A 25,808-nucleotide genomic window follows, 5' to 3' on the forward strand; every position below is an offset into this window, starting at 1 on the left:
AGCACTGCTCGCGTGCGTCCGCCACCCCGCCGGTGCGGCGGGCCGCGCGGAGGGCGGGAGCTGTCCCCACATCCCGCCCTGCGCGCGTCCTCCGTGCACGGACCGTCACCGCTGTCGTCCCCACGCGTGCGGCTGTCCGTACCCCCGGACGATTCGGCTGGTGCAGCGGGGCGGTGTCGCGTCGGTGGCCACGATCTCGGGTCCGGCGTGCATCTCCCGCCCTCCCCAGTGCTACACGGGTGAATCTGTCCTTCGGGTGCCCCGAGGCTACCTCCGGTGCCTCAATGCCCGCTCAGGCCCGCCTCAGGAACCGCGCAAGGCTTGCGGGCGTCCGCGGCGACCCGGTCGGTCGCGGCGTGGCATGCTCGAACCATGCCGCTCGTCGCCCTCACCGGAGGCATCGCCTCGGGAAAGTCCACGATCGCCCGTCGCCTCGCCGAGCATGGCGCGATCGTCGTCGACGCCGATCAGCTCGTCCGCGAGGTGCAGCAGCCCGGCGCGCCGGTGCTGGCCGCGATCGCCGAGACCTTCGGGGAACGGATGCTGCGTCCCGACGGATCCCTGGACCGCGCCGCCCTCGGCAGCCGAGTGTTCGGCGACGACGCCGCGATCGCGCAGCTCAACGCGATCGTCCACCCCGCCGTCCGCGCCGAATCCGCGCGCCGGTTCGAGGAGGCCTTCGCGGCGGATCCCGACGCGGTGGTCGTCTACGACGTGCCGCTGCTCGTCGAGGCGCGCGTCGACGACCCCTGGCAGCTCATCGTGGTGGCGCACGCCCCCGAACACGTCCGCCTCCGGCGTCTCGTCGAGCTGCGGGGGATGACCGAGACGGATGCTGCGGCTCGCCTCGCGTCTCAGGTGCCCGACGAGGCCCGCCTGCGGATCGCCGATGTGGTCATCGACACCGCGGGCTCGCTCGAGAGCACCGAGCGCCAGGCCGACGAGCTCTGGGCCTCGCTCGACGAGCACGTCGCGCAGCGCGCTGCGCGAACGTAATCTGGAAGCGGAGCGAGGAGGTCCCTCATGGCCGTGTTCTCGAGGTTCCGCCGGCGCAGGACGCCGTACGGTGCGACGACCGAGGAGGAGCGCATCGCGCGCTACGTCTACCTCCTCAACACCCTGCCCGCGTCGGTGATCGAGAGCGCGCACGCCACGGCGTTCGCGGACCTCCCGCCGGAGCGCCGGCGCGAGATGTTCGAGCAGCTGCGGCCGTTCCTCGCCGACTCGGAGCGCGACGCGGCCGCCGAAGACCCGACGGTGATCGCGCGGCTGGTCCGGCGCGCCGAGGAGCACAAGGCACGGCGCGCCGCGGAGGCGGATGCGGCGGCACAGGCGGCGGCGGACCCCGCCCGGACCGCCGTCGACGATCGCGACCCGCGCGACGGCGTCGACGCACGCGCGATGCTGATGAACGTCGGCGTGATGACGATCGTGGCGAACCAGTTCCTGGTGTCGAGCTCCATCGCCGCGTACTTCACGGTGGGCGCCGGATCCCTGCAACTCGGCGACAGCCCCGCGTGGATCGGCGAGACCTACGACCCCGGTTCCGGCGGGTACGACGGCGGCGCAGGCGGCGGATACGACGGCGGGGGCGGCTTCGACGGGGGAGGCTTCGGCGGCGGGTTCGACGCCGGGGGCTTCGGCGGCGGGTTCGACGGAGGCGGGGGATTCGGCGGCTGAACCGCGCACGGGCACAGGGCCGCAGCATCCGCTGATCGCGAACGCCGCCCCGATGTCGGGGGCCGCGCCTACGCTGGATTGGTGCAGACCACTCGATCCGTGCGGCCGTTCGAGGTCGTGAGCGAATTCGCGCCGTCGGGCGACCAGCCGCAGGCGATCGCCGAGCTGGCGGCGCGCATCAACGCCGGTGAGACCGACGTCGTCCTGCTCGGCGCCACCGGTACCGGCAAGTCGGCGACGACCGCCTGGCTCGTCGAGGCCGTGCAGCGACCGACGCTCGTGCTCGCGCACAACAAGACCCTCGCCGCGCAGCTGGCGAACGAGTTCCGCGAGCTCATGCCGCACAACGCGGTGGAGTACTTCGTCAGCTACTACGACTACTACCAGCCCGAGGCGTACGTCCCGCAGACCGATACGTTCATCGAGAAGGACTCGTCGGTCAACGCCGAGGTCGAGCGGCTGCGCCACTCGACGACGAACTCGCTGCTCAGCCGACGCGACGTGATCGTCGTCAGCACCGTGTCGTGCATCTACGGCCTCGGTGCGCCCGACGAGTACCTGCGTGCCATGGTGGCGCTGCAGGTGGGCGAGGTCTACGACCGCGACGCGCTCATCCGCAAGTTCATCGCGATGCAGTACAACCGCAACGACGTCGACTTCTCGCGCGGCAACTTCCGCGTTCGCGGCGACACCATCGAGATCATCCCGGTGTACGAGGAGTACGCGATCCGCATCGAGATGTTCGGCGACGAGATCGAGGCGCTGTTCATGCTCCACCCGCTCACGGGCGACGTGGTGCAGCGGCTCGACGCCGTGCCGATCTTCCCCGCGTCGCACTACGTCGCCGGCACCGAGACGGTGCAGCACGCCATCGGCACGATCGAAGACGAGCTCGCCGACCGCCTGAAGGAGCTCGAGTCGCAGAACAAGCTGCTCGAGGCGCAGCGCCTGCGCATGCGCACGACGTTCGACCTCGAGATGCTGCAGCAGCTCGGGTTCTGCTCGGGCATCGAGAACTACTCGCGTCACATGGACGGCCGCGCCCCGGGCGAGCCGCCGCACACGCTCCTCGACTTCTTCCCCGACGACTTCCTCATGGTGATCGACGAGTCCCACGTCACCGTCCCGCAGATCGGCGCGATGTACGAGGGGGACGCCTCGCGCAAGCGCACGCTCGTCGAACACGGGTTCCGGCTGCCGAGCGCTCTCGACAACCGCCCGCTCCGCTGGGACGAGTTCAAGGACCGCGTCGGCCAGACCGTGTACCTGTCGGCGACACCCGGCCGGTACGAGATGGGCATCGCCGACGGCGTGGTCGAGCAGATCATCCGCCCGACGGGCCTCGTCGACCCCGAGATCGTCGTGAAGCCGTCGAAGGGCCAGATCGACGATCTGCTCGAAGAGATCCGCATCCGCGTCGAGCGCGACGAGCGCGTGCTCGTGACGACGCTCACCAAGAAGATGGCCGAAGAGCTCACCGACTTCCTCGGCGAGCACGGCGTGCGCGTGCGCTACCTGCACTCCGACGTCGACACGCTGCGCCGAGTCGAGCTCCTCAGCGAGCTGCGCGCCGGCGTGTACGACGTGCTCGTGGGCATCAACCTCCTGCGTGAGGGCCTCGACCTGCCCGAGGTCTCGCTGGTGTCGATCCTCGACGCCGACAAGGAGGGATTCCTCCGCAGCGGCACATCCCTCATCCAGACGATCGGTCGCGCGGCCCGCAACGTGTCGGGTCAGGTGCACATGTACGCCGACACCGTGACCGACTCGATGGCCAAGGCGATCGAAGAGACCGACCGGCGTCGCGAGAAGCAGATCGCCTACAACACCGCCAACGGCATCGAACCTCAGGCGCTGCGCAAGCGCATCGCCGACATCACCGAGGTGCTCGCCCGTGAGGCATCCGACACCGATCGGATGCTGCGAGGCAAGGCCGCGGCGAAGACCAAGTCCGGCGTCGGCAAGAGCCCGACCCCGCAACTGCGGCGCGAGGGCATCGCGGCCGAGGGGGCTGAGCAGCTCGAGGCGACCATCGCCGACCTGAGCCAGCAGATGCTCGCGGCGGCGGGCGAGCTGAAGTTCGAGCTCGCCGCGCGGCTGCGCGACGAAGTCCAGGACCTCAAGAAAGAGCTGCGCGCCATGGAGCGCGCGGGCCACGCCTGAGCCGGCCGCCCCGCGACATCTCTCGGTGCCCGCCAGGGCTAGGGGCAGTGCATGAGGGGCTTCGGTCCCGAGCGGTCGAACGTGTGCTGCGAGATCGGTGCGCCGCACAGCGGGCACGCGCGCTCGGCCCGCTCCGCCTGGCTCGGCGGGGGAGTCGTCTCGTAGGGTCCGACGGCGGCGGGGCCGGCGACGCGGATGAGGTGGGAGTTGAGGAACGCGTACCAGCCGCCGGCTTCGCGCACGCGCTCGCGGAGCGGACGACGGTCGGGGGCGGAGGCATCCGTGTCTGGCATGTTCATTAGTGTACTAACGATTAGTGCGCGATAGGATCGTCGCGTGTCAGATGCCGAACTCAGCCCCGACGACCTGCTCAAGCTGGACAACCAGGTCTGCTTCGCGCTGGTGACCGCGGCGCGCAACGTCGTCGGACTGTACCGGCCGATCCTCGAGCCTCTCGGCCTCACGCACCCGCAGTACCTCGTGATGCTCGCGCTGTGGGAGAGGTCCCCGCGGTCGCTGCGCGAGCTGGCCGCCGAGCTCGCCTTGGAGCCCGCCACGCTCTCCCCGCTCGTGAAGCGCCTCGAGGCGCAGGATCTCGTCACCCGCTCGCGCCGCGACGACGACGAGCGGGTGCTCGACGTCCGTCTCACGCAGGCCGGAACGCGTCTCCGCACGCAGGCGCTCGAGGTGCCGGGCAAGGTGATGGCGAGCGTGGGGACGGATGCCGCCGCGCTCCTGGCGCTCCGCGACGCGCTGCAGCCCTTCGCCGGCGCCCGCTGATCCCGGGCGCACGGTATGCCTCGTCTTCGCGCACGGCGAACGGCTCCCAGCCCCCGTGTCGGAGGCCCCACCTAGACTTGTCGGGTGCCCATCGTCCCTGTCGCCCTGCCCGGAAATCTGACCGGAAACTCTGTCGGCGGTACCAGCGGAAAGCTCAGCGTCCGCGGTGCCCGCGTGCACAACCTCAAGGACGTCGACCTCGACATCCCGCGCGATTCGCTCGTCGTGTTCACGGGCCTCTCGGGCTCGGGCAAGTCGAGCCTCGCGTTCGACACGATCTTCGCCGAGGGCCAGCGCCGCTACGTCGAGTCGCTGAGCGCGTACGCCCGGCAGTTCCTCGGTCAGGTCGACCGCCCCGACGTCGACTTCATCGAGGGGCTGAGTCCCGCCGTGTCGATCGACCAGAAGTCTACGAACCGCAACCCGCGGTCGACCGTCGGCACGATCACCGAGATCCACGACTACATGCGCCTGCTGTGGGCCCGCATCGGCGTGCCGCACTGTCCCGAGTGCGGCGAGATCATCCAGCGGCAGACCGTGCAGCAGATCGCCGACCAGCTCATGGAGCTGCCCGAGCGCACGCGGTACCAGGTCGTCGCTCCCGTCGTCACGCAGAAGAAGGGCGAGTTCGTCGACCTCTTCAAGGAGCTCGGCGCGAAGGGCTACGCCCGTGCGATCGTCGACGGTGAGCTCATCCAGCTCGCCGAGCCGCCGACCCTCAAGAAGAGTTACAAGCACGACATCGCGGTCGTGGTAGACCGACTCGTCGCGGCCCCCGGCATCCTCGATCGCGTCACCGACTCGGTCGAGACCGCGCTCTCGCTCGCCGGCGGTGTCGTGCAGGTGAACTTCGTCGACGAGGAGGGCGACGCTGCGTGGCAGTCCTTCTCCGAGAAGCTCGCGTGCCCGAACGGCCACCCGCTCCAGCTGACAGAGATCGAACCGCGGACGTTCTCATTCAACGCGCCGTTCGGCGCCTGCCCCGCGTGCTCGGGTCTCGGCACCCGCATGTCGGTGGACGTCGAGCTCATGCTGGGCGACGAAGACCTCTCGATCCGCGAAGGCGTCCTCATCCCGTGGACGACGCAGGGCAAGGGGCTGTTCCAGTACTACGAGCGACTGCTCGAGGGGCTCGCCAACGACCTCGCCTTCTCGCTCGACACGCCGTGGAAGAGGCTTCCGTCCGAGGTCCGCGAGGCGGTGCTGCGCGGCGAGAACTACAAGGTCACCGTGCGGTGGAAGAACCGCTACGGCCGCGAGATGCGATACTCGTCCGGCTTCGAGGGCGTCGTGCCCTACATCGAGCGCCAGTACACGCAAGCCGAGTCCGACACGCAGCGCCAGCGCTGGGCCGAGTATCTCCGCGAGGTGCCGTGCCCGGTCTGCGACGGCGCCCGGCTCAAGCCCGAGGTGCTGGCCGTGCAGGTGCACGGGCATTCCATCGCGGATGCCTCGCGCCTGAGCCTCGGCGAGGCGCGCGAGTACTTCGCCAAGCTGACGCTCACCGATCGCGAGGCGACGATCGCCGCACAGGTGCTGCGCGAGATCCGCCTGCGACTGGACTTCCTCATCCGCGTCGGCCTCGACTACCTCAGCCTCAGCCGCGCCGCGGCGACACTGTCGGGCGGTGAGGCGCAGCGCATCCGGCTCGCGACCCAGATCGGCTCCGGCCTCACCGGCGTGCTGTACGTGCTCGACGAGCCGTCGATCGGCCTGCACCAGCGTGACAACCGCCGCCTCATCGAGACCCTCGTGGCGCTGCGCGACCTCGGCAACACGCTCATCGTGGTCGAGCACGACGAGGAGACGATCCACGCCGCCGACTGGGTCGTCGACATCGGACCCGGCGCCGGCGTCAACGGCGGAGAGGTCGTGCACTCGGGGCCGATCGGCGAGCTCCTCGCCGACCCCGACTCGATCACCGGCGACTACCTGTCGGGTCGGCGCTCCATCCCCACCCCGAAGAAGCGCCGCAAGATCGACAAGAAGCGACAGGTGACGGTCGTCGGCGCGCGCGAGAACAACCTCAAGAACGTCACGGTCGACTTCCCGCTCGGTGTGCTCACCTCGGTCACCGGGGTCAGCGGTTCGGGCAAGTCCTCGCTGGTCAACGGCATCCTGTACCAGGTCCTCGCGACGCGCCTCAACGGCGCACGCCGGGTCGCCGGCAAGCACACGCGCGTGACCGGACTCGACAACCTCGACAAGGTCGTGCACGTCGACCAGGCGCCGATCGGCCGCACGCCGCGGTCGAACCCGGCGACGTACACGGGCGTGTTCGACCGCATCCGCACGCTGTTCAGCGAGACGCCGGAGGCGAAGGTGCGCGGCTACCAGCCGGGCCGGTTCAGCTTCAACGTCAAGGGTGGCCGCTGCGAGGCGTGCTCGGGCGACGGCACGATCAAGATCGAGATGAACTTCCTGCCCGACGTGTACGTCGACTGCGAGGTCTGCCACGGCAAGCGGTACAACCGCGACACGCTCGCGGTGCACTACAAGGGCAAGAACATCGCAGAGGTGCTCGAGATGCCGATCGCCGAGGCGGCGGAGTTCTTCGAGCCGATCCAGGCCATCCACCGCTACCTGAAGACGCTCGTCGACGTCGGCCTCGGCTACGTGCGACTCGGGCAGTCGGCCACGACGCTCTCGGGCGGCGAGGCGCAGCGCGTGAAGCTCGCCACCGAGCTGCAGCGGCGCACCAACGGCCGATCGATCTACGTGCTCGATGAGCCGACCACGGGTCTGCACTTCGAAGACGTCCGCAAGCTGCTCGAGGTGCTGAACGGCCTGGTCGACAAGGGCAACACCGTCATCGTCATCGAGCACAACCTCGACGTGATCAAGTCCTCGGACTGGGTGATCGACCTCGGTCCCGAGGGCGGGTCGGGCGGCGGCCAGGTCATCGCGACAGGCACACCCGAGCAGGTCGCCCGCGTGGAAGACAGCCACACGGGCACGTTCCTCGCCGAGGTCCTCGGGCTGCGCGCCCCCACGCACGCGGTCACCGAGCTCGTCGAGGCCCGCAAGGCCGGCTGAGCCGCATGGCGCGCTCCGCTCCCACCGTCCCGTACAAGCCGAAGCCGGGCGAGATCCCGACGAATCCCGGGGTCTACCGGTTCCGTGACCGCGACGGGCGTGTGCTGTACGTCGGCAAGGCGAAGAACCTCCGCGCGCGCCTGTCGAACTACTTCGCGCCGCTGCACACACTGCACGAGCGCACGCGGCGCATGGTGACGACCGCGGCCTCGGTGGAATGGACGGTCGTCGCGACCGATGTCGACTCCCTGCAGCTCGAATACCAGTGGATCAAGGAGTTCGATCCGCCGTTCAACGTCCGCTACAAGGACGACAAGTCCTACCCCTTCATGGCGATCACGCTGGCTGACGAGGCGCCGCGCGTCATCGTGACGCGCAATCGGCGCATCCCTGGAGCCAAGTACTTCGGCCCGTACCCGAAGGTGTGGGCCGTGCACGACACGATCGATCTGATGATCAAGGTGTTCCCGATCCGCACCTGCAGCGACTCGTCGTACAAGAAGGCGATGGCGACCGGGAGGCCGTGCTTCCCCGGGCAGATCGGACGCTGCGGGGGCCCGTGCTCGATGAAGGTCACGATCGAGGAGCACCGCGCCATCGTCGACGACTTCATCGCGTTCATGTCGGGCGGCGATCAGCGCTTCACGCGGGAGCTCACCGCACGCATGCGCGAGGCCTCGGCCGCGATGGACTACGAGGCGGCCGCCGTCTACCGCGACCGGCTGCAATCCATCGACGCGGTGCTGAACCGCAGTGCCCTGGTGCTCGCCCCCGACACCGACGCCGATCTCTTCGGCATCGCCGAAGACGAACTGGCCGCCACGGTGCAGCACTTCGTGATCCGCGGCGGCCGCGTGCGCGGCGTGCGGGCGACCACGATCGAGAAGGAGCTCGACATCACCGGCGGTGAGCTCGTCGACCAGGTGCTGCAGCGCACCTACGGCAACGCCGCGGGCGTCGACATCCCGAAGCAGGTGCTGGTGCCGGCCATGCCCGACGATGCGGCCGACCTCGAGGAGTGGCTGCGCGGGCGCCGCGGCAAGGCCGTGACGATCCAGATCGCCCAGCGCGGCCGCAAGGCCGACCTCATGCGCACCGCGACCCTCAACGCGCAGCAGGCGCTGATGCTCCACAAGACCCGTCGCACCAGTGACTACGTCGCGCGCAGCCAGGCCCTCACGGATCTGCAGGAGGCGCTAGACCTCGCCGAGGCACCGCTGCGCATCGAGTGCTTCGACGTGTCGCACCTGAGCGGCACCAACGTCGTGGCCTCGATGGTGGTGTTCGAGGACGGGCTGCCCCGCAAGGACCAGTACCGCTCGTTCGGCGTCGCCGAGACCACCGACGACACCGACTCGCTCTACCAGGTGCTCACGCGCCGGCTCGCGTACCTCGATCGTCCGGAGGAGAACGAGCCGGATGCCGCGCCCGACCCCACCGCGGACGGGGAGGTCGTGACCGAGCGGCGCCGCCCGCGCTTCGCGTACCGGCCGCAGCTGCTGGTCGTCGACGGCGGCCAGCCCCAGGTCGAGGCCGCGGCGCGGGCGCTGCGCGACGCGGGACACGAGGAGATCGCGCTGTGCGGCATCGCCAAGCGCCTCGAGGAGGTGTGGCTGCCGGGGGAGGAGTACCCCGTCATCCTGCCGCGCACGTCGGAGGCGCTGTACCTGCTGCAGCGGCTGCGCGACGAGGCCCACCGCTTCGCGATCACGCACCAGCGCAAGCGCCGCCGCCGCGACATCCAGAGCGTGCTGGCGGAGGTGCCGGGCCTCGGCGACGCCCGCATCAAAGCGCTGCTGCGGCACTTCGGCTCGGTGTCGGCGCTGAAGAAGGCGACGCCCGAAGAGATCGCCGAGCTCCCCGGAGTCGGCCCGAAGCTCGCCTCGGCCATCCACACCCACCTCGCCGAGCCCGCCGTCCTCTCCGACGCGCCATAGCGCCCGTCGCGCCGACGAGCGGCCGTCCGGTATGACTAGGCTTGTCAGGACGGGGGTGGTCATGGGCGAGGCGACGCGTCACGACGTCGGAGAAGTGCTGATCGTCACGGGTATGTCGGGTGCCGGGCGGTCGACGGCGGCGAACGCGCTGGAGGATCTCGACTGGTACGTCGTCGACAACCTCCCTCCGCAGATGCTCAAGCCGCTGCTCGATCTCACCGAGCTCGCCGGCGGAGTGCTGCCCCGGGTGGCCGTGGTGGTCGACGTACGCGGACGCGACCTCTTCTCAGACCTCCCCGACGCGATGCGCGCGCTCCGCGAGCGCCGGCAGATCCGGCTGCTGTTCCTGGATGCCTCGGATGAGGTGCTCGTCCGGCGCTTCGAGGCGGTGCGGCGCCCGCACCCGCTGCAGGGGGACGGCACGATCCTCGACGGCATCCGTCGCGAGCGTGCGCGCCTGGCGGCCGTCCGCGAGAGCGCCGACGTCATCATCGACACGTCGTCGTACAACATCCACCAGCTGGCCACCAAGGTCGCCGACCTCTTCAGCGAGGAGGGTGCGGCACGGCACACGCTGACGCTTCAGAGCTTCGGCTTCAAGTACGGTCTGCCGCCCGACGCCGACATCGTCGCCGACATGCGGTTCCTCCCGAACCCGTTCTGGGACGAACGGCTGCGTCCGTTCACGGGGGAGGACGAGGAGGTCCGCGAGTACGTGCTCGGCCAGGAGGGCGCGGAGGAGTTCCTCGACGCGTACAGTGCGGCGCTGCGTCCGGTGCTCGAGGGCTACCAGCGGGAGAACAAGAGCCACTCCGTCGTCGCGATCGGCTGCACGGGCGGGAAGCACCGCTCGGTCGTGATGGTCCGCGAGCTCGCGCAGCGCCTCGCGAGCGTGCCCGGCGTCGCGGTCCGCGTGACGCACCGCGATCTCGGGCGCGAGTGACGGGGCCGCCCGGCCGGAGCGGCCGGGTAGGCTTGACGGTCGTTCCCGCAAGACCCATGAAGGAGACCCGTGTCGCTGACCGCTGACGTGAAGGCCGAGCTGATCACCGTGCGAGACCCGCGCCCTACGGCACGGGTGGCCGAGCTCACGTCGCTGCTGCGATTCTCGGGAGGCCTGCACTCGATCGCCAACCGCGTCGCTGTCGAGGCCGAGCTGGACTCCGACACCCTCGCGCGCCGCACCGCTCGCGACCTCGTCGAGCTCTACGGCGTGCGACCCGAGCTCGTCCACGTGCAGGGCTCCGGAGCCCGGACCGGCAGCCACTACGCCGTCCGCGTGATCGAGGGCGGCGAGACGCTCGCCCGGCAGACCGGCCTCCTCGACCAGCGCCGCCGCCCGGTCCGCGGTCTCCCCAACAAGCTCACCACCGGCTCGCGCGGCGACCTCGCCGCCATCTGGCGCGGCGCGTTCCTTGCTGCCGGCACGCTCAGCGATCCGGGCCGCTCGGCCGCGCTCGAGATCACCTGCCCCTCATCCGAGGCCGCGATGGCGCTCGTCGGCGCCGCGCACCGCCTCGGCATCGCCGGCAAGGCACGCGAGGTGCGCGGCATCCCGCGCGTCGTCGTGCGCGAGGGTGAGGCGATCCGCGCCGCCCTCGCAGCGATGGGGGCCGTGCGCGCCGCCGCCGAATGGGACCAGATGCGTCAGCGCCGCGAGGTGCGCGCCGGCGTCAACCGGCTCGTCAACTTCGACGACGCGAACCTCCGCCGCTCGGCCCAGGCCGCCGTCGCCGCCTGCGCGCGCGTCGAGCGCGCGCTCGAGATCCTCGGCGACGAGGTGCCCGACCACCTCCGTCAGGCCGGCGACCTCCGCCTCGCGCACCGCGACGCGAGCCTCGACGAACTCGGTCACCACGCCGACCCGCCGCTCACCAAGGACGCCGTCGCCGGCCGCATCCGCCGCCTGCTCGCGATGGCGGACAAGAAGGCCGATGCCGAGGGCCTTCCCGGCACCGAATCGGCCGTCCCCGCCGGCATCGAAGACTGAGAGGCGTGTCCGGACGCTGCGGGCCGCAGCATCCGTCTTCCACACGTCACAGACGGAAGCAACCCCGCCGCGCGTGCGTTGCCGCTCAGTAGGATGAATCCGTCACCCTCGCTGCGCCGGGGATTTCGGCGCGCGCCGACAGGAAGAAGAGAACATGGCGAAGTACACCTTGCCCGACCTCCCTTACGACTACGCCGCACTCGAGCCGCACATCAGCGGCAAGATCATGGAGCTGCATCACAGCAAGCACCACCAGGCGTACGTGACCGGTGCGAACACCGCACTGGAGCAGCTGGCCGAGGCGCGCGAATCCGGCAACCTCGCGAACGTGAACAAGCTCGAGAAGGACCTCGCGTTCCACCTCGGTGGCCACGTCAACCACTCGATCTTCTGGACCAACCTGTCGCCCGAGGGCGGCGGCGAGCCCGAGGGTGAGCTGAAGGCCGCCATCGACGAGTTCTTCGGCGGCTTCGACAAGTTCCAGGCGCACTTCACCGCCGCGGCCAACGGGATCCAGGGCTCGGGCTGGGCCGTCCTCAGCTGGGACCCGATCGGCGAGCAGCTCATCATCCAGCAGCTGTTCGACCAGCAGGGCAACACCGCACAGGGCACGATCCCGATCTTCCAGCTCGACATGTGGGAGCACGCCTTCTACCTCGACTACCTCAACGTCAAGGCCGACTACGTCAAGGCGGTCTGGAACATCGCGAACTGGCAGAACGTCGCGCAGCGCCTCGATGCCGCCCGTCAGAAGACCTCTGGCCTGCTGGTACTGTCCTAGTTAGCGCGGCCGTCCCGGCGGGACAGCCCGCCGGGACGCCGTTGTCCTCGTTCGCATCGCAACAACCGCGCATTCGCGCACGACACATCTCAGGAGAAACTCCGTGACTGTCAAGATCGGCATCAACGGCTTCGGCCGAATCGGACGCAACTTCCTTCGCGCAGCCCTCGCGCAGGGTGCGGACCTCGACATCGTGGCGGTGAACGACCTCACCGACAACAAGACGCTTGCGCACCTGCTCAAGTACGACTCGGTGGGCGGCCGTCTCGACGCCGACGTCTCGTACGACGAGGACTCGATCACCGTCAACGGCAAGGCCATCAAGGTCTTCGAGGAGCGTGACCCCGCCAACCTGCCCTGGGGCGAGCTCGGTGTCGACGTCGTCATCGAGTCGACCGGCCGCTTCACCAAGGCCGTCGACGCCAAGAAGCACCTCGATGGCGGGGCCAAGAAGGTCATCATCTCGGCCCCCGGCACCGACGTCGACGGCACGTTCGTCATGGGCGTGAACGAGGACACCTACGACCCGGCGACGATGAACATCATCTCGAACGCGTCGTGCACCACGAACTGCCTGGCGCCGCTGGCGAAGGTCTTCAACGACGCGTTCGGCATCGAGCGCGGCTTCATGATGACCGCGCATGCGTACACGGCCGACCAGAACCTGCAGGACGGCCCGCACAGCGACCTGCACCGCGCCCGCGCAGCGGCGATCAACATCGTCCCGGCCTCGACCGGCGCGGCCAAGGCGATCGGCCTCGTGCTGCCCGAGCTCAACGGCAAGCTGAGCGGCTCGTCGTACCGTGTGCCGGTTCCCACCGGCTCCATCGTCGACCTCACGATCGTCACCAACACCGAGGGGCTCACAAAGGAGGCGGTCAACGCCGCGTACGAGGCCGCCGCCGCGGACGGACGCCTGGTGGGCTACCTCAAGTACAACGCCGACCCGATCGTTTCCAGCGACATCCAGCTCGACCCGCACTCGTCGGTCTTCGACGCCGAGCTCACGAACGTCAGCGGCAACCTGGTGAAGGTCTCGGCCTGGTACGACAACGAGTGGGGTTACTCGAACCGCCTGGTCGACCTCACCGAGTACGTCGCCGAGAGCCTGTAAGTCGCAGCCATGGCCCTGCGCACCCTCGATTCGCTGGGTTCGCTGGCCGGCAAGCGCGTCATCGTCCGTGCTGATCTCAACGTCCCTCTCCAGGGCGGGATCATCACGGACGATGGCCGTGTGCGGGCCACGCTCCCTACGCTCAACGCCCTGATCAACCAGGGCGCCCGCGTCGTCGTCTGCTCGCACCTCGGCCGGCCCGACGGTGCCCCCGATGCGAAGTACAGCCTCGAGCCGGTCGCCCAGCGACTCTCGGAGCTCCTCGGCAAGCCCGTCGCGTTCGCGCGCGACACGGTGGGGGAGTCGGCCCGCGAAGCGGTCGCCGCCCTCGAGGACGGCGACGTCGCGATCATCGAGAACCTCCGGTTCAACCCTGGTGAGACCGCGAAGGACGACGCGACCCGTCGCGCGTTCGCGGAGGAACTCGCCACGCTCGGCGACGTGCTCGTCTCCGACGGGTTCGGCGTCGTGCACCGCAAGCAGGCGTCGGTCTACGACCTCGCCGAGATCCTGCCGTCGGCCGCCGGGTTCCTCATCGAGAAGGAGGTCGACGTCCTCGACCGCCTGACCGAGAACCCCGAGCGCCCGTACACGGTCGTGCTCGGCGGCTCGAAGGTCAGTGACAAGCTGGGCGTCATCGACCATCTGCTGCCGCGCGTCGACCGCCTCCTCATCGGCGGCGGCATGCTGTTCACCTTCCTCGCCGCGCAGGGCCACAAGGTCGGCTCGAGCCTCCTCGAGGCCGACCAGCTCGACACGGTCCGCGAGTACATGCGGCGCGCCGAGGAGTCGGGTGTCGAGCTCGTGCTCCCGACCGACGTCGTCGTCGCCTCCAAGTTCGGCGCCGACGCGGAGCACGTGGTGACCAGCGCCGACGCGATCGAAGACACCGCTTTCGGCGCCTCCGGCCTCGGACTCGACATCGGCCCCGACACCGCCGAGCGCTTCGCCGCTCTCGTGCGCGACTCCCAGACGGTGTTCTGGAACGGCCCGATGGGTGTGTTCGAGCTCGCACCGTTCGCCGCGGGCACCAAGGCGGTCGCCGAGGCCCTCACCGAGGTCGACGGCCTGTCGGTCGTCGGCGGCGGCGACTCCGCCGCGGCGGTCCGCCAGCTCGGATTCGCCGACGACGCCTTCGGTCACATCTCGACCGGCGGCGGCGCCAGCCTCGAGTTCCTCGAGGGCAAGAAGCTCCCCGGACTGGAGGTCCTCGGATGGCACTGAGCAGCCGCACCCCGCTCATCGCGGGCAACTGGAAGATGAACCTCGACCACCTGCAGGCGGTCGCCTTCGTGCAGAAGCTGCACTGGACCCTCAAGGACGCCAAGCACGAGGACGGCTCGGTCGAGGTCGCGGTCTTCCCGCCCTTCACCGACCTGCGCACGGTGCAGACGCTGCTCGATGCCGACAAGATCCCGTTCGCCCTCGGCGCGCAGGATCTGTCGGCGCACGACTCCGGCGCCTACACCGGCGAGATCTCGGGCGCGTTCCTGGCCAGGCTCGACGTGAAGTACGTCATCATCGGCCACTCCGAGCGCCGGCAGTACCACGACGAGACGGACGAGATCGTGGGCTCGAAGGTCAAGGCGGCGCTCAAGCACGGCCTCGTGCCCGTGATCTGCGTCGGCGAGACCAGCGAAGACCTGGAGAAGTTCGGCGCGAGCGCCGTGCCCGTCAGCCAGCTCTCCGTCGCGCTGGAGGGTCTGAAGGCCGACGCCGACATCGTCGTCGCCTACGAGCCCGTCTGGGCGATCGGCTCCGGCCAGGCCGCGACGCCCGAGCAGGCGCAGGACGTCTGCGCGAAGCTCCGCGAGGTCATCGGCGAGAAGCTCGGCGCGGACGCGGCAGCGCGCACGCGTGTGCTCTACGGCGGGTCGGTGAAGTCCGCGAACATCGCGAGCTTCATGCGCGAGCCCGACGTGGACGGCGCCCTGGTCGGCGGTGCGAGCCTCGTCGTCGACGAGTTCGCGGCGATCATCCGCTACCAGAAGCACGTCGGGGTCTGACCCCGCGGCCGGCGGGCGGTGAGGATTCCTCACTGCCCGCCGGCCTACACGTATACTTGACCCTTGTGCGATCGGCGAACGATCGCAGCGAAAGGCTTCAACGACTGTGCAGATCCTCGAGTTCGTCCTGCAGGTGCTTCTCGGCATCACGAGTCTCCTGCTGACTCTCCTCATCCTGCTCCACAAGGGGCGCGGCGGCGGGCTGTCCGACATGTTCGGCGGCGGTATGACGTCGGCGCTCGGCTCCTCGGGCCTCGCCGAGCGCAACCTCAACCGGTTCACCGTGGTCCTCGCCCTGGTGTGGTTCGCCTCGATCGTCGCCCTCGGCCTGATCACGAAGTTCCAGGCCCTCTGATGGCCACCGGAGGCAACGCGATCCGCGGTACCCGCGTCGGTGCGGGCCCGATGGGCGAGCAGGACCACGGCTTCCACGCCGAGCGCGTGGCCGTCTCGTACTGGGACGCCCTGGGCAACGAGACCGTCCGCTACTTCGCGGCGGGCATCCCCGAGGAAGAGATCCCCGACACGATCGACTCCCCGCATTCGGGTCTGCCGGCCGGCCGTGACAAGGAGAATCCTCCCGCCGTCGCGAAGACCGAGCCGTACAAGACGCACCTCGCCTACGTGAAGGAGCGTCGCACCGAGGAAGAGGCCGAGACCCTCCTCGACGACGCCCTCAAGCAGCTGCGCGAGCGTCGCGGCCAGGACTGAGTCCACCACAGACAGACGAGAAGAGCGGATGCTGCAGCATCCGCTCTTCTCGTCTGTCAGAGGTCCGTCGGCCGAGCCGCGTCAATACTCCCGGTCGATGAGGTCCGGCGGCACCTGGGCGGCGGCGGCCTGGTCGACGAAGAACGTCGTGCGCGTGCGGCCCTTCGCGCCGGCAGCCGGCACGCTCGCGTAGCTCGCGCCGGCGAGGGCGAGCCCCAGCGCGGCCGCCTTGTCGGTGCCGGCGAGGACGAGCCACAGCCGCTTCGAGCTGTTGATCACCGGGCGCGTCATGGTGATGCGCTCCGGCGGCGGCTTGGGGGCGTCGCGCACCGGGACCACCGAGCGGTCCGTGATCTGGATCTCGGGGCGGTCGGGGAACAGCGACGCGATGTGCCCGTCGGGTCCGACGCCGAGGAAGCAGACGTCGAACGACGGCCATGCGCCCTCGTCGCTCGGGAAGCGCGCCAGGTCCTGGGCGTAGGCGGCGGCCGCGGCATCCAGGTCGACGCCGTCGCCGGGCCCGAGGGCGGCGTGGACGTTCTCCGTCGGGATGTCGAGACCGTCGATGAACGCCTCGCGCGCCTGGCGATCGTTGCGGTCGGCGTGGCCGAGTGGCACGAACCGCTCGTCGCACCACCAGAAGTGCACGCGCGACCAGTCGATGCGCTCCGCGCGAGGGTTGCGTGCCGCGGCGCCGAGCACGGCGGCGGTCATCCAGCCACCGGTCAGCGCGACGTGGGCGAGCTTGCCCTCGTCGACCCGCGTGGCGACGCGACGCAGGAAGCGCGGGGCGACCGACTCGGCGAGGGCGGCGGGATCGGGATGGATGATGACGCGTTTCTCTGCCCAGCCTTCAGGCATCCTGCGTCCTGTCCGTCACCCGCGCACCGCTCATCAGGCCTGCGTCTCCTTCGTCACCGGGGGGTCGAGCAGATCCCAACCCTCGGTGATGACTCGACCATACAGGACGTCCGGGTCGAGCCGACGGAGCTCCTCCGCGAGGCATTCGCGGAGCGTCCGGCGGGGGAACGCGAGGTCGTGGGTCGGCTGGCCGGGCTGCGTGAGGATGGCGACGCCGGGCGTCGGGCGCTCCAGCAGAACCTCGCCGCTCGGGCGCACCAGCGCGACGGACTTGATGCCGTGCGGCCACTCGTCCGCGTCGAGGTACGCCCAGTCGACCGGCACGTCGAGCGTGAGACGCAGCCACGCGGCCAGAAGCGCCGTGGAGGGCGAGTCGGAGGCCCCGCGCACGCGGACGCCCACGACGGGCTCGTACGGGGGCTGGTCGAGGATCGCGGCCAGCTGCTCGCGCCAGCGTGTCAGGCGCGTCCACGCGAGGTCGGTGTCGCCCGGCGCGTACTGCTCGCCGAGGCCGGCGACCCAGGCCGACGGGTCGGACTTGGTCGCGGCATCCGTGATCCGGCGCTGCGCGATGCGGCCGATCGACGTCCGCGAGATGTGTTCGGGAGTCCGATTGGGCCACCACACCACGACGGGGGCGTCGGGGAGGAGGAGGCCGGTCACGAGGCTCTCGAGGTTCGAACGGCCGGCGTCGCCGAACGCGCGCAGCGTGACGACCTCGCTCGCGCCGGCGTCGCCGCCGACACGGATCTGCGCATCGAGGCGGGACTCGCCGTCGCCGGAGTCGGGGATCATGAGCACGATGACGCGCATCGGGTGCTCGCGGGACGCGTCGTTCGCGGCCTCGATCACCTCTTCGACAGCGCCCTCGCGCGTCAGGATGACGAGTGTCAGCACGCGGCCGAGCGCGACCGCTCCGCCCTCCTCGCGCACGTTGACGAGTGCACGCGAGATCTTGCTGACGGTGGTGTCGGGAAGGTCGACGATCACGGGCGCCTCCAGGTGCGACCATCGCGGGAGAGCATCTCGTCCGCGGAATCCGGGCCCCACGACCCGGGCGAGTACTGTTCGAGCGGTCCGCCCTGGGCTTCCCAGAACTTCTCGATCGGGTCGAGGATCTTCCACGACAGTTCGACCTCTTCGTGCCGCGGGAACAGCGGCGGGTCGCCGAGGAGCACGTCGAGGATGAGGCGCTCGTAGGCCTCCGGGCTCGCCTCGGTGAACGCGTGGCCGTAGCCGAAGTCCATCGTGACGTCGCGCACCTGGGCGCCGGCCCCGGGCACCTTGGAGCCGAAGCGGATCGTCACGCCCTCATCGGGCTGGACGCGGATCACGAGGGCGTTCTGGCCCTGACCCGAGGTCTGGCTGCGCGAGAACAGCAGCTCGGGGGCGCGCTTGAACACCACGGCGATCTCGGTGACGCGGCGGCCGAGGCGCTTGCCGGTGCGCAGATAGAACGGAACGCCGGCCCAGCGGCGCGTGTTCACCTCGAGAGTGACGGCGGCATACGTCTCGGTCGTGGACTGCGGGTTCATGCCGTCCTCCTCGAGGAAGCCCAGCACCTTCTCGCCGCCCTGCCATCCGCCGGCGTACTGACCGCGGGCGGTCGAACGCGCGAGATCCGCCGGGAGGGTGACCGCAGCGAGCACCTTCTCCTTCTCGGCGCGGAGGTCCTTCGCGTCGAACGAGATCGGCTCCTCCATCGCGGTGAGCGCCATCAGCTGCAGAAGGTGGTTCTGGATGACGTCGCGAGCGGCGCCGACACCGTCGTAGTAGCCGGCGCGGCCGCCCACCCCGATGTCTTCCGCCATCGTGATCTGCACGTGGTCGACGTAGTTGCGGTTCCAGATCGGCTCGTACAGCTCGTTCGCGAAGCGCAGCGCCAGGATGTTCTGGACCGTCTCCTTGCCGAGATAGTGGTCGATGCGGAAGATCGAGTCCGTCGGGAACGCCGATCGCAGCACGTCGTTGAGAGCGCGTGCCGACTCCTGGTCGTGGCCGAACGGCTTCTCGATGACGACGCGGCGCCAGCGGTCCGGCTGGTCGGCGGTGTCGTCGACGAGGCCCGACGCCTTCAGCTGCTCCGCGACGAGGGGGAACGCCTTCGGCGGGATCGACAGGTAGTACGCGTGGTTGCCCATCGTGCCGCGCTCGGTGTCGAGCTTGTCGACGGTCTCCTTCAGGCGGCGGAAGGCCTCCGGGTCGTCGAACTCGCCCGAGACGAAGCGGATGCCCTGGAGCAGCTGCTGCCACGTCTCGTCGCGGAACTCGGTGCGCGCGTGCTGGCGCACCGCGTCGTAGACGACCTTGGCGAAGTCCTGGTCCTCCCAGTCGCGCCGCGCGAAGCCGACGAGCGCGAAGCCGGGAGGCAGCAGCCCTCGGTTGGCGAGGTCGTAGACGGCGGGCATGAGCTTCTTGCGGGAGAGGTCTCCCGTGACGCCGAAGATGACGAGCGCGCTCGGGCCGGCGATGCGGTTGAGGCGACGGTCTTCGGGGTCGCGCAGCGGGTTGTGCCCGCGCGAGATCTCGACGGTCATGTGGGGATCGAACTCCTACTGTGCCGCTTCGAAGAGCGAGAGCACTTCGATCTGGGGGTCGGTGAGGGTCAGGGTCACGACCGGACGGCCGTGGACTTCGGCGAGCACGGCCGCGTCGCCCGCGGCCTGCGCCTGGATCAGCTGGCCGAACGTGAACGGCCGGCCGGGGATCTCGAGGTCGGTGTCGGTCTGCTCGAGGATCTGCAGGAACACGCCGTTCGCGGGGCCGCCCTTGTGGAACTGCCCCGTCGAGTGGAGGAAGCGGGGTCCCCAGCCGAACGTGGCAGGGCGACCGGAGTCCGCCGCGACGAGTTCGCGGAGGCCCGCGAGCTGGCCGAGCTCGAGGCGGTTGACGTACGCCTGGATCGCGACGTAGCCGTCGCCGGGAAGTCGAGCCCAGAGCGCGTCGAGCACGCCTGCCACGGTTCCGGATGCGGCGAGCTCCGGGTCCGAGACCCGCACTTCGACGCCCTCCACGGCGAACGCCGGAGCGGTGGGCTCGGGACGCGCGTCGAGCAGACCACGGGCCGCGACCTTGGCGGATTCGACGTCGGGCTGGTCGAACGGGTTGATTCCCAGCATCCGTCCCGCGATCGCCGTCGCGTACTCCCAGACCACGAACTGCGCACCGAGCGAGCCGCTCACGAGGATCTCGCCCTCGTGGTGCTCGAACAGGTGGAACTTCTTGGCCTCGTCGACGAAGCGGACGATCTGCAGATCGGCAGGCTTCGCGTCGACCTCGGGGGAGACGGGAAGCAGGACGACGGGCAGGATCCCGGTTCCCTCCTTGCCCGTCGACTCGGCGACGAGCTGCTCGATCCAGTCGGGGAGCCCGACGATGTGGGTGCCGTCGGTGATGAGGCCGAGCTTGTCCTTGCGGGGCTCACCGCCGGCGATCGCCGCGGCGAGCACGAGCGCGGGGTTGTCGGGGCTGTCGATCGAGACCTCGAGCAGTGACGCCTCGGCCTCGTCGAGGAGCTCCGAGATGTCGGCGCCGGCGAGTCCGGCCGGCACGAGCCCGAACGCCGTGAGCGCGGAGTAGCGGCCTCCCACGGTCGGGTCGGCGTTGAACACGGTGTACCCGTCGGCGCGGGCCTCCGCGTCCAGCGGCGAGCCCGGATCGGTCACGACGATGATCCGCTCGGAGGGGTCGATGCCGAGGTCGCGGAAGGCGGCCTCGAACGCGCGCTTGGCCGAGTCCGTCTCGACCGTCGACCCCGACTTCGACGACACCACGAGCGCGGTGCGCGTGAGGTCGCCGGCCTGCGCGTCGCCGTCGATGGCGGCCAGCACCTGGCCCGGCGCGGTCGAGTCGAGGATCACGAGCGGCGCACCCGACGTCTGCGCGATGACCTCGGGCGCGAGCGACGAGCCGCCCATGCCCGCGAGCACGATTCGGGTCACGTTGCGGGCGCGCAGGCGCTCGCGCAGCGCGAGGATCTCGGGGACCAGGGGGCGCGAGACGCTCACGGCCTCGGTCCACCCGAGCCGACGGGATGCCTCGTCCTCCGCCTCGGGACCCCACAGCGACGAGTCGCCGCCGGTGATCCCCGACGCCACCAGGCTCGCGACGAGCCCGGGGAGCGTCGCCTCGACGACCGACTTGACGTGCCCCGACAGGTGGATGTCGAAGCTCATCGGGTGGCCTGGAGTGCGTCCTCGAGGGCCGTCTTCACGGTGCCCTGCAGGTCGTGCCAGGAGGCGATGAACTTGCTGACGCCCTCGTCCTCGAGCACCTGGGTGACGTCGGCGAAGTCGACGCCGACGGCGGCGAGGCGGTCGAAGACCTGGTGCGCGGCCTCGTAGGTGCCGGTCACGGTGTCGCCGGCGACCTGGCCGTGGTCGAACGTCGCCTCGAGCGTCTTCTCCGGCATGGTGTTGACGGTGCCGGGGGCGACGAGCTCGGTGACGTACAGCGTGTCGGGGAGGTTGGGGTCCTTGACGCCGGTCGAGGCCCAGAGCGGACGCTGGGGGTGGGCGCCGGCCTCCGTCAGCGCCGTGGCGCGGTCGGTGGCGAACTCCTTCTCGTACAGCTCGTACGCGAGGCGGGCGTTCGCGACGCCGGCGAGCGACTTCAGGCCCTCGGCCTCGTCGGTGCCGATCGTGGCGAGACGCCTGTCGACCTCGGTGTCCACGCGCGAGACGAAGAACGACGCCACGGAGTGGATCTGCGAGATGTCGTGGCCGTTCGCCTGCGCCCGCTCGAGACCGGCGAGGAAGGCCTCGATGACCTCGGCGTAGCGCTCGAGGCTGAAGATCAGCGTGACGTTGACCGAGATGCCCTCGGCCAGCACCGCCGTGATGGCCGGCAGGCCGGCCTTCGTGGCGGGGATCTTGATGTGCACGTTGGGGCGGTCGACCTTCGCCCACAGCTCCTTGGCCTGCGCGATCGTCGCGTCGGTGTCGTGCGCGAGGTCGGGGGAGACCTCGATCGACACGCGGCCGTCCACGCCGCCCGTGGCGTCGTAGACGGGACGGAAGATGTCGGCCGCGTCGCGCACGTCGTCGGTCGTCGCCGCGAAGATCGCGTCGTCGACCGACGCGCCCGCCTTCGCGAGCTCGGCGAGCTGGTCGGCGTACGCGTGTCCGCCGCCGCCGATCGCGCCCTGGAAGATCGTCGGGTTCGTCGTGACGCCTGAGACGTTGCGCGTCGAGATGAGCTCGGTCAGGTTGCCCGACGTGATGCGCTCGCGCGACAGGTCGTCGAGCCAGATGCTCACGCCTTCAGCGACCAGCTTCTCGGTGGGGGTGCTCATTCTGCCTTCTCCTCGTGCTTACTTCGCCGCGGTGAGTTCGAGTGCTGCCGTGGCCGCGAGGGACTCGCGGGCGGCCTCGACGACGGCGTCGGCGGTGATGCCGAACTTCTGGAACAGGGTCTTGTAGTCGGCCGACGCGCCGAAGTGGTCGATCGCGACGGAGCGGCCGGCGTCCCCCACGATGCCGCGCCAGGTGAGCGCGGAGCCGGCCTCGACCGACACGCGCGCCTTGACGGCGGCGGGGAGGACCTTCTCGCGGTACGCGGCGTCCTGCTCGTCGAACCACTCCAGCGACGGGGCCGACACGACGCGGGCGTTGATGCCCTCGGCGGCGAGGGTCTCGCGGGCGGCGACCGCCAGCTGGACCTCGGAGCCGGTCGCGATGAGGATCACGTCGGGGGTGCCGCCAGGCGCCTCGGCGAGGATGTACGCGCCCTTGGCGACGCCGTCGGTCGACGCGAACACGTCACCCGATGCCTCGCCGGTGCCGCGGGCGAACACCGGGATGTTCTGTCGAGTCAGCGCGAGACCTGCGGGCCCGCCCTGGCGGCGGACGATCTCGAGCCACGCGGCCGAGGTCTCGTTCGCGTCGGCCGGGCGCACCACTGTGAAGTTCGGGATGGCGCGCAGCGTCGCGAGCTGTTCGACCGGCTGGTGGGTGGGGCCGTCTTCACCGAGCGCGACGGAGTCGTGCGTCCACACGAAGATCGACGGGATGTCCATCAGCGCGGCCAGACGCACCGACGGGCGCATGTAGTCGCTGAAGATGAGGAACGTGCCGCCGAACGGACGCGTCGGGCCGTGCAGCTTGATGCCGTTGACGATCGCGCCCATGGCGTGCTCGCGGATGCCGAAGTGCAGCACGCGGCCGTACGGGTCGCCCGACCACTCGTGGGTGGACCACTCGGCGGGGATGAACGACTTCGCGTCCTTGATGGTGGTGAGGTTCGACTCCGCGAGGTCGGCCGAGCCGCCCCACAGCTCGGGCAGCACCGCGGCCAGCGCGTTGATGACGGTGCCCGATGCGGCACGGGTCGAGACGTCCTTGCCGGCCTCGAACGAGGGGAGCGCGGATGCCACATCCGCGGGCAGCTCGCCGGCCTCGAGCCGGTCGAACAGCGCCTTGCGCTCGGGGTTGGCGGCGGCCCACGCGTCGAACGACTCCTGCCACACCGCGCGCTCCTCGGCGGCGCGGTCGGCGAGGGCCCGGGTGTGCGCGATGACGTCGTCGGCGACGACGAAGGACTGCGCGGGGTCGAAGCCGAGGACCTTCTTGGTGGCGGCGAGCTCGTCGGCGCCGAGCGCGGAGCCGTGGATCTTGCCCGTGTTCTGCTTGCCGGGCGACGGCCAGCCGATGATGGTGCGCAGGATGATGAGCGACGGCTTCGCGGTCTCGCCCTTCGCGGCCTCGAGCGCGCCGTACAGCTCGGCGACGTCTTCGACGTACTCGCCGGTCTTCTTCCAGTCCACGACCTGCACGTGCCAGCCGTAGGACTCGTAGCGCTTGGCGACGTCCTCGGTGAACGCGACGTTGGTGTCGTCCTCGATGGAGATCTGGTTCGAGTCGTAGATCGCGATCAGGTTGCCGAGCTCCTGGTGGCCGGCGAGCGACGACGCCTCGCTGGTGACGCCCTCCTGCAGGTCGCCGTCACCGGCGATCACATAGGTGTAGTGGTCGAACGGCGACGTGCCCGCGGGGGCCTCGGGGTCGAACAGGCCGCGCTCGTAGCGGGCCGCATACGCGAAGCCCACCGCCGACGCGAGACCCTGGCCCAGCGGGCCGGTGGTGATCTCGACACCCTTGGTGTGGCCGTACTCGGGGTGACCCGGGGTCAGCGAGCCCCACGTGCGCAGCGCCTTGAGGTCGTCGAGCTCGAGCCCGAATCCGCCCAGGTACAGCTGCACGTACTGGGTGAGCGACGAGTGGCCGGCCGACAGGATGAACCGGTCGCGTCCGACCCAGTGGGTGTCCGTGGGATCGTGGCGCAGCACGCGCTGGTACAGCAAGTAGGCCGCGGGCGCCAGGCTCATCGCCGTGCCGGGGTGGCCGTTGCCGACCTTCTCCACGGCGTCCGCTGCCAGGACGCGGGCGGTGTCCACCGCGCGCCGATCGATCTCATCCCAAGCAAGTTCCGACACCGGGCCGCCTTTCGTTGGAGGTGCGCCCAGGAATGTGGCCGGCTCGCGGCCCTTGTCCGGACGGAGAAGGGGGAATCGGCGACGGGCGCGCGTGTTTCTCAGCATAGCGAAGGGGTATGCCACCCAGGCCATGCGAGCCGTCTATGTGACAGAGTCTTGCGAACCTCAGGTCGCCGCCGGTGACGTCCCGGTGTCGCGGGAGTCACGTTCTGCTCACGCCCGCGGATCGCGCGATGTGATCAGCCGGGCACCGCTGCACGTGCCCGGCGGGCAGGGTGCGACACGCCGATGCCCTAGACTTGGGAGGATTCTGCAGGCAGCGATTGCGGGGGCCATGGACAGCACGAAGACGGCCGGGACCGTCGCATCCGTCGACGGATCGAGCCGGGCTCCGCAGACCTTCGGTCGCACCGTCCGCGCGTACATCGCGCTGATGAAGCCGCGCGTGCTCGAGCTGCTGCTGGTGACCACCGTCCCGGTCATGATCCTCGCGCAGGGCGGCTTCCCCGACGTGTGGCTGGTCGTCGCGACCGTCATCGGCGGCACCGCGAGCGCCGGATCGGCCGCGGCGTTCAACATGTACCTGGACCGCGACATCGACGCGCACATGCAGCGCACGGTGAACCGCCCGCTCGTCACCGGCGAGGTCTCGCCGCGCGGCGCACTGATCTTCGCGTGGACGCTCGCGGTGTTCTCGACCGTGTGGCTGTGGCTCACCACGAACTGGCTGGCCGCGACGCTGTCGGCCGCCGCCATCTTCTTCTACGTCGTGATCTACACGATGATCCTCAAGCGCCGCACCGAGCAGAACATCGTGTGGGGCGGCATCGCGGGCTGCTTCCCGGTGGTGATCGGCTGGACCGCGGTGACCGGGTCCCTCGCCTGGCCGCCCGTCATCCTGTTCGCGCTCGTGTTCCTGTGGACGCCGCCGCACTACTGGCCGCTGTCGATGAAGTACAAGGATCAGTACGAGGAGGTCGACGTCCCCATGCTCGGCGCGACGCGTGCCGGCTCGCAGGTCGGCCTCCAGGTGATCCTCTACGCGTGGGCGACGGTCGTGTGCTCGCTGCTGCTGATCCCCGTCGCCGACATGGGTCTCGTCTACACGGTGTCGTCCCTCGTCTTCGGCGGCTGGTTCATCTACGAGTCGCACGTGCTCTACAACCGCGCCGTGCGGGGGACGGAGCCCCGCCCGATGCGCGTGTTCCACGCGTCGATCACGTACCTCACGCTGCTGTTCGTCGCGATCGCGGTCGACCCGCTGCTGCCGTTCTGATCTGACTCGACCCACGAAAGAGGCCGCCCGGCGAACCGGGC

22 protein-coding genes are annotated in these 25,808 nt (G+C 70.0%); 15 read left to right on the plus strand and 7 right to left on the minus strand.

Translation table 11 applies throughout. From position 1 onward, the window contains the following. Nucleotides 1–372: 372 nt before the first annotated feature. The 3 genes from coaE (at nt 373) to uvrB (ending at nt 3,843) form a co-directional block, all read left to right on the plus strand. Complete coding sequence (gene coaE / locus ACEYYH_RS09125) at nt 373–996, plus strand: dephospho-CoA kinase (protein ID WP_374977870.1); 624 nt, start codon at nt 373–375, stop codon at nt 994–996. A gap of 27 nt (nt 997–1,023) precedes the next feature. Continuing rightward, the gene (locus ACEYYH_RS09130) at nt 1,024–1,680 is read left to right on the plus strand and encodes a hypothetical protein (protein ID WP_374977871.1); all 657 of its coding nucleotides are present in this window, start codon (nt 1,024–1,026) and stop codon (nt 1,678–1,680) included. 81 nt (nt 1,681–1,761) lie between these two features. Next, a complete protein-coding gene (gene uvrB, locus ACEYYH_RS09135; protein ID WP_374977872.1) occupies nt 1,762–3,843 on the plus strand; it encodes an excinuclease ABC subunit UvrB in 2,082 nt (693 codons plus the stop codon). A gap of 38 nt (nt 3,844–3,881) precedes the next feature. Here uvrB and ACEYYH_RS09140 read toward each other — a convergent pair whose 3' ends face one another. Next, nucleotides 3,882–4,136, minus strand: a complete 255-nt coding sequence (locus tag ACEYYH_RS09140; protein ID WP_374977873.1) for a hypothetical protein — start codon at nt 4,134–4,136, stop codon at nt 3,882–3,884. Nucleotides 4,137–4,179: 43 nt separating this feature from the next. Here ACEYYH_RS09140 and ACEYYH_RS09145 point away from each other — a divergent pair, with 43 nt between their 5' ends. The 11 genes from ACEYYH_RS09145 (at nt 4,180) to ACEYYH_RS09195 (ending at nt 16,198) form a co-directional block, all read left to right on the plus strand. Then, the gene (locus ACEYYH_RS09145) at nt 4,180–4,623 is read left to right on the plus strand and encodes a MarR family winged helix-turn-helix transcriptional regulator (RefSeq protein WP_374977874.1); all 444 of its coding nucleotides are present in this window, start codon (nt 4,180–4,182) and stop codon (nt 4,621–4,623) included. A gap of 84 nt (nt 4,624–4,707) precedes the next feature. Next, a complete protein-coding gene (gene uvrA, locus ACEYYH_RS09150) occupies nt 4,708–7,659 on the plus strand; it encodes an excinuclease ABC subunit UvrA (RefSeq protein ID WP_374977875.1) in 2,952 nt (983 codons plus the stop codon). Between the two features lie 5 nt (nt 7,660–7,664). Beyond that, entirely contained in the window at nt 7,665–9,596 is a 1,932-nt protein-coding gene (gene uvrC, locus ACEYYH_RS09155) for an excinuclease ABC subunit UvrC (protein WP_374977876.1), read from the plus strand. A 61-nt stretch (nt 9,597–9,657) separates the two neighbouring features. Beyond that, a complete protein-coding gene (rapZ, locus tag ACEYYH_RS09160; RefSeq protein ID WP_374977877.1) occupies nt 9,658–10,539 on the plus strand; it encodes an RNase adapter RapZ in 882 nt (293 codons plus the stop codon). 69 nt (nt 10,540–10,608) lie between these two features. Beyond that, complete coding sequence (gene whiA / locus ACEYYH_RS09165; RefSeq protein WP_374977878.1) at nt 10,609–11,586, plus strand: DNA-binding protein WhiA; 978 nt, start codon at nt 10,609–10,611, stop codon at nt 11,584–11,586. Between the two features lie 154 nt (nt 11,587–11,740). Further along, nucleotides 11,741–12,367 (plus strand): Fe-Mn family superoxide dismutase, encoded by a 627-nt coding sequence (locus ACEYYH_RS09170; RefSeq protein WP_116193634.1) that lies wholly within the window; start codon nt 11,741–11,743, stop codon nt 12,365–12,367. A 103-nt stretch (nt 12,368–12,470) separates the two neighbouring features. Continuing rightward, entirely contained in the window at nt 12,471–13,481 is a 1,011-nt protein-coding gene (gene gap / locus ACEYYH_RS09175) for a type I glyceraldehyde-3-phosphate dehydrogenase (RefSeq protein WP_374977879.1), read from the plus strand. A 9-nt stretch (nt 13,482–13,490) separates the two neighbouring features. Beyond that, entirely contained in the window at nt 13,491–14,705 is a 1,215-nt protein-coding gene (locus ACEYYH_RS09180) for a phosphoglycerate kinase (RefSeq protein WP_374977880.1), read from the plus strand. Further along, nucleotides 14,696–15,487: a triose-phosphate isomerase gene (tpiA, locus tag ACEYYH_RS09185; RefSeq protein WP_374977881.1), complete on the plus strand. Its 792-nt coding sequence runs from the start codon at nt 14,696–14,698 to the stop codon at nt 15,485–15,487. The genes ACEYYH_RS09180 and tpiA overlap by 10 nt, the downstream gene beginning before the upstream one ends. Nucleotides 15,488–15,593: 106 nt before the next feature. Further along, nucleotides 15,594–15,842 carry a preprotein translocase subunit SecG gene (gene secG, locus ACEYYH_RS09190; protein WP_045298839.1) on the plus strand — a complete coding sequence of 83 codons (249 nt, stop codon included), beginning with the start codon at nt 15,594–15,596 and terminating at the stop codon, nt 15,840–15,842. Continuing rightward, entirely contained in the window at nt 15,842–16,198 is a 357-nt protein-coding gene (locus tag ACEYYH_RS09195) for an RNA polymerase-binding protein RbpA (protein WP_056367156.1), read from the plus strand. Before secG ends, ACEYYH_RS09195 begins: the two co-directional genes overlap by 1 nt. Before the next feature lie 81 nt (nt 16,199–16,279). On the opposite strand, the gene pgl is transcribed toward ACEYYH_RS09195, so the two are convergent. Genes pgl through tkt form a run of 6 tightly spaced genes read right to left on the minus strand, consistent with a single transcriptional unit; the run spans nt 16,280 to nt 24,491 of the window. Then, nucleotides 16,280–17,059: a 6-phosphogluconolactonase gene (pgl, locus tag ACEYYH_RS09200; protein WP_374977882.1), complete on the minus strand. Its 780-nt coding sequence runs from the start codon at nt 17,057–17,059 to the stop codon at nt 16,280–16,282. Between the two features lie 33 nt (nt 17,060–17,092). Continuing rightward, the gene (locus ACEYYH_RS09205; protein WP_374977883.1) at nt 17,093–18,049 is read right to left on the minus strand and encodes a glucose-6-phosphate dehydrogenase assembly protein OpcA; all 957 of its coding nucleotides are present in this window, start codon (nt 18,047–18,049) and stop codon (nt 17,093–17,095) included. Beyond that, complete coding sequence (gene zwf, locus ACEYYH_RS09210; RefSeq protein ID WP_116193628.1) at nt 18,046–19,596, minus strand: glucose-6-phosphate dehydrogenase; 1,551 nt, start codon at nt 19,594–19,596, stop codon at nt 18,046–18,048. The genes ACEYYH_RS09205 and zwf overlap by 4 nt, the downstream gene beginning before the upstream one ends. Before the next feature lie 15 nt (nt 19,597–19,611). Continuing rightward, nucleotides 19,612–21,234, minus strand: a complete 1,623-nt coding sequence (locus tag ACEYYH_RS09215) for a glucose-6-phosphate isomerase (protein ID WP_374977884.1) — start codon at nt 21,232–21,234, stop codon at nt 19,612–19,614. Next, nucleotides 21,231–22,352, minus strand: a complete 1,122-nt coding sequence (gene tal, locus ACEYYH_RS09220; RefSeq protein ID WP_374977885.1) for a transaldolase — start codon at nt 22,350–22,352, stop codon at nt 21,231–21,233. Before tal ends, ACEYYH_RS09215 begins: the two co-directional genes overlap by 4 nt. 18 nt (nt 22,353–22,370) lie before the next feature. Then, complete coding sequence (gene tkt, locus ACEYYH_RS09225; RefSeq protein ID WP_374977886.1) at nt 22,371–24,491, minus strand: transketolase; 2,121 nt, start codon at nt 24,489–24,491, stop codon at nt 22,371–22,373. 334 nt (nt 24,492–24,825) lie between these two features. Here tkt and ACEYYH_RS09230 point away from each other — a divergent pair, with 334 nt between their 5' ends. Further along, the gene (locus ACEYYH_RS09230) at nt 24,826–25,767 is read left to right on the plus strand and encodes a heme o synthase (RefSeq protein WP_374977887.1); all 942 of its coding nucleotides are present in this window, start codon (nt 24,826–24,828) and stop codon (nt 25,765–25,767) included. The last annotated feature ends 41 nt before the right edge of the window (nt 25,768–25,808 follow it).

It is taken from the genome of Microbacterium trichothecenolyticum (assembly GCF_041938625.1).
GTDB classification, from domain to species: domain Bacteria; phylum Actinomycetota; class Actinomycetes; order Actinomycetales; family Microbacteriaceae; genus Microbacterium; species Microbacterium trichothecenolyticum_D.

Bases quoted from the DNA above. Each gene is read 5' to 3' on its own strand.
- ACEYYH_RS09130 (WP_374977871.1), top strand. From the start codon at position 1,024: ATGGCCGTGTTCTCGAGGTTCCGCCGGCGCAGGACGCCGTACGGTGCG.
- ACEYYH_RS09180 (WP_374977880.1), top strand. From the start codon at position 13,491: ATGGCCCTGCGCACCCTCGATTCGCTGGGTTCGCTGGCCGGCAAGCGC.
- ACEYYH_RS09230 (WP_374977887.1), top strand. From the start codon at position 24,826: ATGGACAGCACGAAGACGGCCGGGACCGTCGCATCCGTCGACGGATCG.
- ACEYYH_RS09195 (WP_056367156.1), top strand. From the start codon at position 15,842: ATGGCCACCGGAGGCAACGCGATCCGCGGTACCCGCGTCGGTGCGGGC.
- uvrC (WP_374977876.1), top strand. From the start codon at position 7,665: ATGGCGCGCTCCGCTCCCACCGTCCCGTACAAGCCGAAGCCGGGCGAG.
- coaE (WP_374977870.1), top strand. From the start codon at position 373: ATGCCGCTCGTCGCCCTCACCGGAGGCATCGCCTCGGGAAAGTCCACG.
- ACEYYH_RS09215 (WP_374977884.1), bottom strand. From the start codon at position 21,234: ATGAGCTTCGACATCCACCTGTCGGGGCACGTCAAGTCGGTCGTCGAG.
- tpiA (WP_374977881.1), top strand. From the start codon at position 14,696: ATGGCACTGAGCAGCCGCACCCCGCTCATCGCGGGCAACTGGAAGATG.
- tal (WP_374977885.1), bottom strand. From the start codon at position 22,352: ATGAGCACCCCCACCGAGAAGCTGGTCGCTGAAGGCGTGAGCATCTGG.
- rapZ (WP_374977877.1), top strand. From the start codon at position 9,658: ATGGGCGAGGCGACGCGTCACGACGTCGGAGAAGTGCTGATCGTCACG.
- zwf (WP_116193628.1), bottom strand. From the start codon at position 19,596: ATGACCGTCGAGATCTCGCGCGGGCACAACCCGCTGCGCGACCCCGAA.
- pgl (WP_374977882.1), bottom strand. From the start codon at position 17,059: ATGCCTGAAGGCTGGGCAGAGAAACGCGTCATCATCCATCCCGATCCC.
- ACEYYH_RS09140 (WP_374977873.1), bottom strand. From the start codon at position 4,136: ATGCCAGACACGGATGCCTCCGCCCCCGACCGTCGTCCGCTCCGCGAG.
- ACEYYH_RS09170 (WP_116193634.1), top strand. From the start codon at position 11,741: ATGGCGAAGTACACCTTGCCCGACCTCCCTTACGACTACGCCGCACTC.